Genomic DNA, 7962 nt, shown 5'->3' on the forward strand with positions numbered 1-7962 from the left:
GTCACTTCGTGGGGTCGAGGACGAGCTTGCCGGTGGTGCGGCGGGCGAGCAGGTCCTGGTGCGCGTCGCGCACGTTGGACAGCGGGTAGCGGGCGCCGGCGACCGGCTTCAGCGAACCGTCGGCGGTCATGGCCAGCAGGTCGGTCATCGCGGCGTCGAGCATGTCGGGGCGGGCCATGCAGTGCGCCAGCCAGAACCCGATGACGGCGCGGCTCTTCCCCATGAGCAGGCCGGGGGGCACCGGCGGCGTCTCCTGCCGGGCGGCCATGCCGTAGGTGACCAGCCGGCCGAAGGGGGCCAGCGCGGAGAGCGAGCCGGAGAAGACGTTGCCGCCGGTCATCTCGAGCACGACGTCGACGGGCTTGCCGCCGTTGGCCTCGCGCAGCGCGGCGGCGAACTGCTTGGGGTCGTCGTCGGCGAGCGCCGGGTCGACGGTGACGTGCGCGCCGAGTTCCTCGGCCAGGCCACGCTTCTCGGCGCTGGAGGCCGTGGCGATGACGCGGCCGGCACCCCAGCGGCGGGCCAGCTGGACGGCGATCGAGCCGACGCCACCGGCGCCGGCGATGACGACGACGGACTCGCCCTCGGCCAGGTGCGCGCTGGTGCGCAGCAGGTGCCAGGCGGTGGAGCCCTGCAGGACCAGGGAGAGCGCCTGCTCGTCGGTGACGCCGTCCGGGACCGCCCAGGTGAGCCGGTCGTTGGCGGCGACCCGTTCGGCGTAGCCGCCGCCGTCGAGGAGCCCGACGACCCGCTGACCGCCACCGACCGGGGTGCCGACGAACTCGGCGCCCGGGATCAGCGGCAGCTGCTGGGCGGCCAGGTAGGAGTTCTCGATCTGGTGGGTGTCGGCAAAGTTAACTCCTGCGGAGCTCACCTCGTAGACCTGCTGACCAGGCCCTGGAACAGGGTCGGGCAGGTCAACGATGTCGAGGACCTCTGGGCCGCCGAAGCGGGTGATCTGCACGGCACGCATGCAGAGGACGCTAAGGGACGGCCCCAACGCAGCGGTATGCGGCCGGGCGCCGCTCCAGGTACTTGCCGACGCCCTTGAGCCAGGTGCCCACTCCTGAGGCGAGCGTCGATGAATCGTTCGCCCGGGCCGCGGACTTCGCGGAACCGCACGTGGTGGTGCTGGCTGGTGCTCCGTGAGCGAGAGGCTGAGGGTCAAGGCCCGCGTCGTGATCGTCTTGGCGGCGACGGGCGACGGGCGACGGGCGACGGGTGGGGGTCCGTCTCGCCTGGTCAGCGGAGGACACCTCCCTGGGGTCGCGCAGGCGCCCGGAACTGTCGGTGACGATGCCTACGCTCGACGCAACGGCGAGACCCAAGGGGGCAGCATGAACGTGAGCAGCGCGTTTCAGGACTTCCAGACCACTGTCAACGCCAGCGACGAGCAGGTCGCCGACGCCCGTGAACGACGGAACCTCTTCAATGCGGCGTTTGGCGGGGAGCAGGACGTCGACAAGGTGATCCCTTCCGGCTCCCTAGCTCGCGGGACGCAGAAGGACCCGATCCACGACGTGGACACGATCATCGTCTTCAAGGCCGAGGAGCACCCCGAGTGGGGTTCTCCGGGTTCCTCCGCGGAGGACGCCCTCAATCACACGCAGCAGCGGGTCAACGCCCTGCTGGGCGGCAACGGCACGCACGAGGCGGGGCGGGTGCGGTACACGCGGTGGCGAAATCACGCGGTCAAGTGCTGGCTCGACCCCACGGACGACCCAGACGCGTTCACGGTCGACGCCATGCCTGCCCTGAAGCGCAACGGACATCTGTTGGTCCCGGAGGCTGTCAGCGAGAAGTGGATCGAGTGCGATCCCGAGTACCTCATCGCCGCGGTCAAGCAGCAGCACAGCACCTGGAACAAGTTCGCCGGATCCGTCCGCATGGTCAAGGCGTGGGCTGCGGAGCAGCAGGGAGTCAAGATCAAGTCTCTTGTCATGGAGGTGCTTGCGCTCGACCTCATGCCCCTTGGGAAGACCCAACCGGTTGCGATCAAGGAGTTCTTCGTCAAGGCGGCAGCCCTCGTCGAGGCGGGCCTGCCCATCGACGATCCCGCGGACCTGTGCGGGCCGATCCAGCCCGATCTCGACTACGCCCTGTTCGCGGATCGTCTGAGGTCCGCCGCCGATGACGCTGGTGCGGCGATCGCGGCTCAGGTGAACAACAACGAGGCGAAGGCCATCAAGCTCTGGGGCGACGTCTTTGGCTCCTCGTTTCCGAGCCCCCCGGCTTCCGCTGGGACCGAGACCGTCGCGGCACCTCGCACGGTGAAGGACAACCCGCAGGGATGACGACCAGGTGTCCTGGCTACAGCGCGCGACGGGAGAACCATTGGGAGCCCTGACCCCCGTCTTGTGGCCTGATGCCGAACCGACTCGGCTTGCTCGAGACGTCGCCGAGGTCCAGGCGTTCGCCCCGGACCTCGTCTACACGGCACCGATGCTCGACGCTGACGGAGTGCCTGAGCATCACGGAGCGTGGCACGGTGTGCTTCCTACCTGGCCGTTCGATCGTCGGGTGCCCTTGGGACTCCCCGGCCTGGTCCCAACGGGCCTCAACTTCGTGATGCTCTATCAGGCGGCCCATCCAATGGTCCCGCCACGGATCTACCCAGTTGATCCGAAGCCCGAAATCAGCGAGCACACGCAGCACCGCTGGCACGTGGCGCCAGGGGGCAGCCTCTGTCTCCTTCAACGCGTCGGCATGTGGGCGCCCGAGGCCAGCATCACGGACCTCCTGCTCAAGGCGGCCGGGTGGCGGATCGAGTACGCGTTGCTGAAAGCCGGAGCGATTGAGTCGATGACCGAGCACGGCATCGTCACGGATGCGGCACTGGACGGGCTGATCACCGAAACGGCCGAACGACTCGCAGAGGCAGCCCTCGATCCCGTCCAGGCTGGCGAGACCGCGACTGGGGAACCGCATGCGGACGACTGACCCGTATCTCGTCATCACGAGGGACGCCGCCGAGAAGATCAAGAATGCGCCGATCTCTTCCGGAGAGATCGGGATGCGCCACAACGCCGCAGACAACGTTTACATCGTCGACAAGGTCGAGATCCTCAGGCAGACCCGCGTCGGGATTGTTGTTCCCTCCGAGTATCGCGTCCTGCAAGCGGGGGAGAGGGGTCCAGTAGGCCAATGGATGCGTCAGCCCTCGCCGGAGATAAATCAACTCCACGTCAATCTGCTCATGCGGCCCGGCACTTGCATCGCTTTCGAAAAGTTCCGGACTCTTGTCTCGGGGGTCGAAGACCCAGGCGCCTCGGCGGGGCTTCTCATCACCCACGATCCCGATCTCGACGAGGAATGGCGACGCGTCGGGGGCCGCGAGTTGGCGGGCTGGCTTATCACCCGAAGTGGCGTCTGGCCCATGCATGTTGACCTCGAGCCAGAGTCCTTCGGGCTTGGGCAACTTGCAGACCAATGGCCGGTCCAGGATCTGGCGGACCGCTCCACGATGGTCGTGGGCCTCGGCAGCATCGGGGGCATCGCAACTGACGCGCTTGCCGCCTACGGCGTCGGCCGGCTCGAACTTGTCGACCCCGACCGGTTCCTGTGGCACAACATGGTGCGCCATGTCCTAGGACCCGAATCCGTCGGTGCGTTCAAGGTCGACGCCATGAAACGACGCCTCGCTCACGCGTGGCCGGACGCCGACATTCGACCTCACCGACTCGATGTGGTGCTGGATGCGCACGTCATCCGAGCCTTAGCCGCGACTGTCGACGTCATCGTCTGCTGCGCCGATGGAGTGGCACCACGACGCGTCGTCAGTCACCTCGCGCGTCGTGCGGGGATCCCCGCCATTCTGGCCTGCGTGCTGGACGACGGAGCCATCGGCGAAGTGCTGCGCTTACGACCGGGTTCCAGGTTCGGGTGTCTTCTCTGCCACCGGGCGTACCTGGCGTCCATCGGTGCGATCGATCCTGAAGCGGATCAGGAACTCGACTACGGGACCGGTCACACTCACCGGCCCATGACGGCCGTCCCCCCCGACCTCCACCTCATGGGCGAGGTTGCTGCCAAGACCGCGGTCGCAACCCTCCTTGAGGCCCATCACGGCGACCACACCCAGATTCTTCCTGGTGACCAGGCCGTCATCGGGTTGCGCCCGGGCGGCGACCTCGGGGCGCCTTATGACGTCAAGCGGGCCGGGGCCGTGGTGTGGTCAAGCATTCAGCCTCCGCGACCGAACTGCCCAACCTGCACGACGTCTTGACCGGGCCCAAGGTAGACGCGCCCCGCGCCCGTCAGCGGCTCGTCGCCATCACGACGCAGGCGCTGGACGTCATTCGTCGGGAGGTGAAGGCCGCCGCCGGCGACGGTCTCGAAACAGGCGGCATTCTCCTCGGCCACGAGGGCACCTCAGGCAGCATCCCCACGATCCTGGTGGCCGGAGATCCAGGACCGCGGGCCGTGCGCCGAACGCATCGATTCAGCCGGGACCGTGTTCATGCCCAGGCCTTTGCTGACCGTGCCTGGATCCAGCATCAAGCCCAGTGGATCGGCGACTGGCACACACATCCAGGCGGGCAGGCGGTTCCGAGCAACTTCGACATGTCTTCGTATGCCCGCCAACTCGCTGACCCGGATCTCGACTTCACCGAGTTCATCACCCTGATCGTCGCGACGCGGCAAGCTGAGCCGGCGCGCCTGGCTGCCTGGGTCATCGACTCGGGAGGAGCCGTCTTTGCCACGCTCCAGATCATCGACCAGCCAACGAACCCATCCACCCATCCAGGGGTGGTACAGAACGGAAGCCCCGGTGAATCTCGATAGCAAAATGGCGGCCGCGGCTTGGCTTCTTCGAGTAGCTCAAAACCCTGTCCAGTGATATAGGGATGAGTCCAAGTCGCAACCGTCTTTCCCCGCATCCATCTTCAAGTCTCAATGCAATCCCGCGTATCGGAGGATTCGTGACCCAGCCCGCTGACACATCCGCTGAAGACAGTCTCACTAAGCCGTTCGACCTTCGCGCGGCTTTCTTGGCTAAACAGAACGCCCTCCGGGCCGCCCTGCAGGTAGCGGTCGAGTTCACCGCTCATGGCACGACAATCGGCGACGCCAGCGAGGTCAACTGGACGGCCATGCTCAGCGAGTTTCTTCCGAACCGCTATGGCGTCGGTCCAGTCTTCGCCGTTGACAGCCTCGGGCGCCAGAGTCAGCAGATCGACGTCGCCGTCTACGACCGCCAGTACGCACCCCTATGGTTCCGGACTCCCGCTGGAGTGTTGTTCGTTCCCGCAGAAAGCATTTACGCCGCGTTTGAGGTCAAGCCTGAAATCAATAAGTCCCTTGCCGAGTATGCCGGTGATAAGATCGCCAGCGTCCGGGCATTGCACCGCACCAGCGCCCGCATCCGGCACGCGGGCGGGCACTACGACCCACAGGACCCTGCGAACAAGCCGATCCTCGGCGGCTTGCTCGCCGTCCGCAGCGGCTGGAGCGATATCACCGGAAAGGCGGCCGTCACGGCGCTTACAGGACTCGACGATAATCACCGCATCGATGTCGGTATCGCCCTCGACGCGCTCGCCTTCGACATCGATCGCGATGGGGACATCGCCTTTAGTGAGCCTGGCACGCAGCTCATCTATTTCGCCATGCGCCTGTTCGACCGCCTGCGGGAACTTGGCACGGCGCTTGCAATCGAGGTGGACAAATACGAAATGCACATCAACTCGAATCCCGACTCGCTTTCCACGGAATCCGGGTGAGGAGTCGAAACGTTGACCGTCGAGCCGCTGGTGGCTGTCGGCAGTTGGCTCTCGCGGAACTCACCTCGCAGAGGCTGCTGACTAGGCCTTGGGCAAAGTCGGGTAGGTCGACGATGTCGAGGACTTCTGGGCCGTCATGCTGGGGGTGTTGGGACGAACACCCGCGCTAGGAGGCCGCGTCGGGCACTTTGAGCAAGGCGGTTGGCCGGCGACGATGACTGCGCGCACAAGCGCGACATGCCACGGGACTCAAACTGGAAGGGCTCTCGATGATAAGCAATGAGCAGATCGCCCACGACTTGGCAATGGCGTACGTCAACAACAGGCATGGCGCCGAAGTATCGGGCGACTTCTCCGTTGAAACCTCGGGCGACAACGTCTCGGGATCGGGTACGGTCGCAACGTCGCGCCTTCCAGATGTCGACGCCATCCGCATGATCAAAGTTGGGACCGGCGAAAAGTACTTCTTCGGGCTTATCGAGAGGACCGAGGAGGTCGAGGCGGGTTTCGCGGTAACGCGCACCTTCGAGAAAATGATTCAGGACTATCACAGTGCCTATGCGAGATTCCTCGAACTCTTGGAGCAAAAGTAGCTAGCGCAGCCGCGCTGCTGCAGCCGGGTCCAAATTCCCGGCGACGTCATCCGCTTCCCGCTCGCCGACTGTCCCAAAGCGGGCCCACTGTGGGATATCAGGTTCTGGCGTGTGGCTGTTCAGAGGTCTAGGTCGGCGACATATGCGGCATGATCGCTGAGCCGCTGCCCCCCGGCCCTCGCTGGCGGGCGCAGCACCTCGATGTCCCCAATAGCGGAGATGTCTCGTGAGACGGCCAGGTGATCGATTGCTTCCCGACCGGATATGCAGTGGCCTGCGGACGCCGTCAGGACTTGCAGTTCGAGGGACTCGAAAGCCGTCTCTAGTCGAGAGATGCCAGCGACTGTGCCAAAGGTCCGGTGGTGCGCCCGTTGAAGCTCTGGGTTCGGCCTGCGCAGCGCCTGGTTGAAATCCCCGCCCCAGATGAGCGGTTCGCCAGGCCGGCGCGCCGACCGTATCCGTTCGATGTGGTGATCAAGAACGAACTCGGCCTGGGTGTCGAGGTCTGTTGCCGGCAGGTTAGGCCAGGAGTCCCCCGCTCCTCCCCAAGGCAGGACCGAGCATGCGGTCAGCACGGTCGTGGCGAAACTTCCTGCCCGCATCTGGATGCGAGCCAGACAGAGTGACTCTTCCGCGGCGGCCGGGGTACGGCCGTCGTCGAGCAGTCGCACCATGGGCAGGGCTGTCTGAATCCCCGCCCATCTCTCCTGAGCACCGCCTAACGTGCGGCGCGGCGAGGCCACCAAATCCTGGCCGGGCGTCTGCCAGCGCGCGTTCACTTCTGTGAGTAACCACAACTCGGCGCGCGCGGCTGCGAGGAAGTCCGCGGCTTCTGGCCCCTTGCCCGACTGCGCGAGCGGGTACTTCTCCATGTTCCAGGTGCCGACGCGCAAAGAACCCTCGCTTCCGATGACCGGCGGTACATCCACCACGCCACGACTATCGGCGCGAATGGGTCATGGCTGTACGCGGGCGCAGGACGCAGATGCCACGTTGCGGCTCGGCTTGGATCCCCTAAGGCCCCCTTGGGCTAATCGGATCAGCGGGGGAGGGGCGTTTCGACTACGACTGGGACGAGCAGCCGGTGGTGCGTGTCGGCAAAGTTAACTCCCGCCGAGCTGACCTCGTAGACCTGCTGACCGGGCCCCGGGACGGGATCGGGCACGTCGACGACGTCGAGAACCTCGGGGCCGCCGAAGCGGGTGATCTGCACGGCTCGCATGCCGTGAGGCTAGCGCCCATCGGGGGTGCAACCTCGAGCCACCGGGGCTGCGGCGTGCCCTCGGGAGGCCAGCCTTCTCGGGTGCGCGAGCCTCGACGGACGCCATCGATGGCCTCATACTTCCGGAGTCGATAGAAGGGGGACCGTCGTGCCACTAAAGACTCGCGGACGGCGACTCCCACTCCAGCGGCAGCTCAGTCCCTTGAGGCTCCTGTTGTTGGCCCTCTTGCTCCAAGCCGACGGCGACCTCCCTGGGAGGTCGAGGCACCCCGTGCCGAACGCGACCCGTTTTTGCTACGAGTGCAGGGATCGGGTTTCCGTGGTCGCGGCGCCTAGTTGTAGTGACCACGAGCGTTGTTGACGGCGTAGCGGGCCGAGACGGCAGGGGGACCTCCGGGCGAAGGTGTCCCGCCCCGGGTTCAGT

9 protein-coding genes are annotated in these 7962 nt (G+C 65.9%); 6 read left to right on the forward strand and 3 right to left on the reverse strand.

Features of this window, described 5'->3' with window-relative positions; translation table 11 throughout:
- Position 1 precedes the first annotated feature (1 nt).
- Complete coding sequence (locus tag A6V29_RS05770; RefSeq protein ID WP_137159424.1) at positions 2-973, reverse strand: quinone oxidoreductase family protein; 972 nt, start codon at positions 971-973, stop codon at positions 2-4.
- 370 nt (positions 974-1343) lie between these two features.
- Between A6V29_RS05770 and A6V29_RS05775 the strand changes: the two genes are divergently transcribed.
- From A6V29_RS05775 to A6V29_RS05800, 6 genes are all read left to right on the forward strand, one after another.
- Positions 1344-2294: a hypothetical protein gene (locus A6V29_RS05775; RefSeq protein ID WP_212719034.1), complete on the forward strand. Its 951-nt coding sequence runs from the start codon at positions 1344-1346 to the stop codon at positions 2292-2294.
- Between the two features lie 148 nt (positions 2295-2442).
- On the forward strand, positions 2443-2940 hold the full coding sequence (locus A6V29_RS05780) for a ubiquitin-conjugating enzyme family protein (RefSeq protein WP_212719036.1): 498 nt from the start codon (positions 2443-2445) through the stop codon (positions 2938-2940).
- Positions 2927-4225 carry a HesA/MoeB/ThiF family protein gene (locus A6V29_RS05785; protein WP_137159427.1) on the forward strand — a complete coding sequence of 433 codons (1299 nt, stop codon included), beginning with the start codon at positions 2927-2929 and terminating at the stop codon, positions 4223-4225. The genes A6V29_RS05780 and A6V29_RS05785 overlap by 14 nt, the downstream gene beginning before the upstream one ends.
- Positions 4222-4785, forward strand: a complete 564-nt coding sequence (locus A6V29_RS05790) for a Mov34/MPN/PAD-1 family protein (protein ID WP_170977711.1) — start codon at positions 4222-4224, stop codon at positions 4783-4785. Before A6V29_RS05785 ends, A6V29_RS05790 begins: the two co-directional genes overlap by 4 nt.
- Positions 4786-4922: 137 nt before the next feature.
- Positions 4923-5723 (forward strand): DUF6602 domain-containing protein, encoded by an 801-nt coding sequence (locus A6V29_RS05795; protein WP_137159429.1) that lies wholly within the window; start codon positions 4923-4925, stop codon positions 5721-5723.
- 269 nt (positions 5724-5992) lie between these two features.
- Complete coding sequence (locus A6V29_RS05800; RefSeq protein ID WP_137159430.1) at positions 5993-6316, forward strand: hypothetical protein; 324 nt, start codon at positions 5993-5995, stop codon at positions 6314-6316.
- Positions 6317-6435: 119 nt separating this feature from the next.
- Here A6V29_RS05800 and A6V29_RS05805 read toward each other — a convergent pair whose 3' ends face one another.
- Complete coding sequence (locus A6V29_RS05805) at positions 6436-7248, reverse strand: exonuclease/endonuclease/phosphatase family protein (RefSeq protein WP_137159431.1); 813 nt, start codon at positions 7246-7248, stop codon at positions 6436-6438.
- A 107-nt stretch (positions 7249-7355) separates the two neighbouring features.
- Positions 7356-7538 (reverse strand): Zn-dependent oxidoreductase, encoded by a 183-nt coding sequence (locus A6V29_RS05810; RefSeq protein WP_137159432.1) that lies wholly within the window; start codon positions 7536-7538, stop codon positions 7356-7358.
- Positions 7539-7962 lie beyond the last annotated feature (424 nt).

This window comes from Blastococcus sp. CCUG 61487 (genome assembly GCF_005222955.1).
In the GTDB taxonomy this organism is placed as follows: domain Bacteria; phylum Actinomycetota; class Actinomycetes; order Mycobacteriales; family Geodermatophilaceae; genus Blastococcus.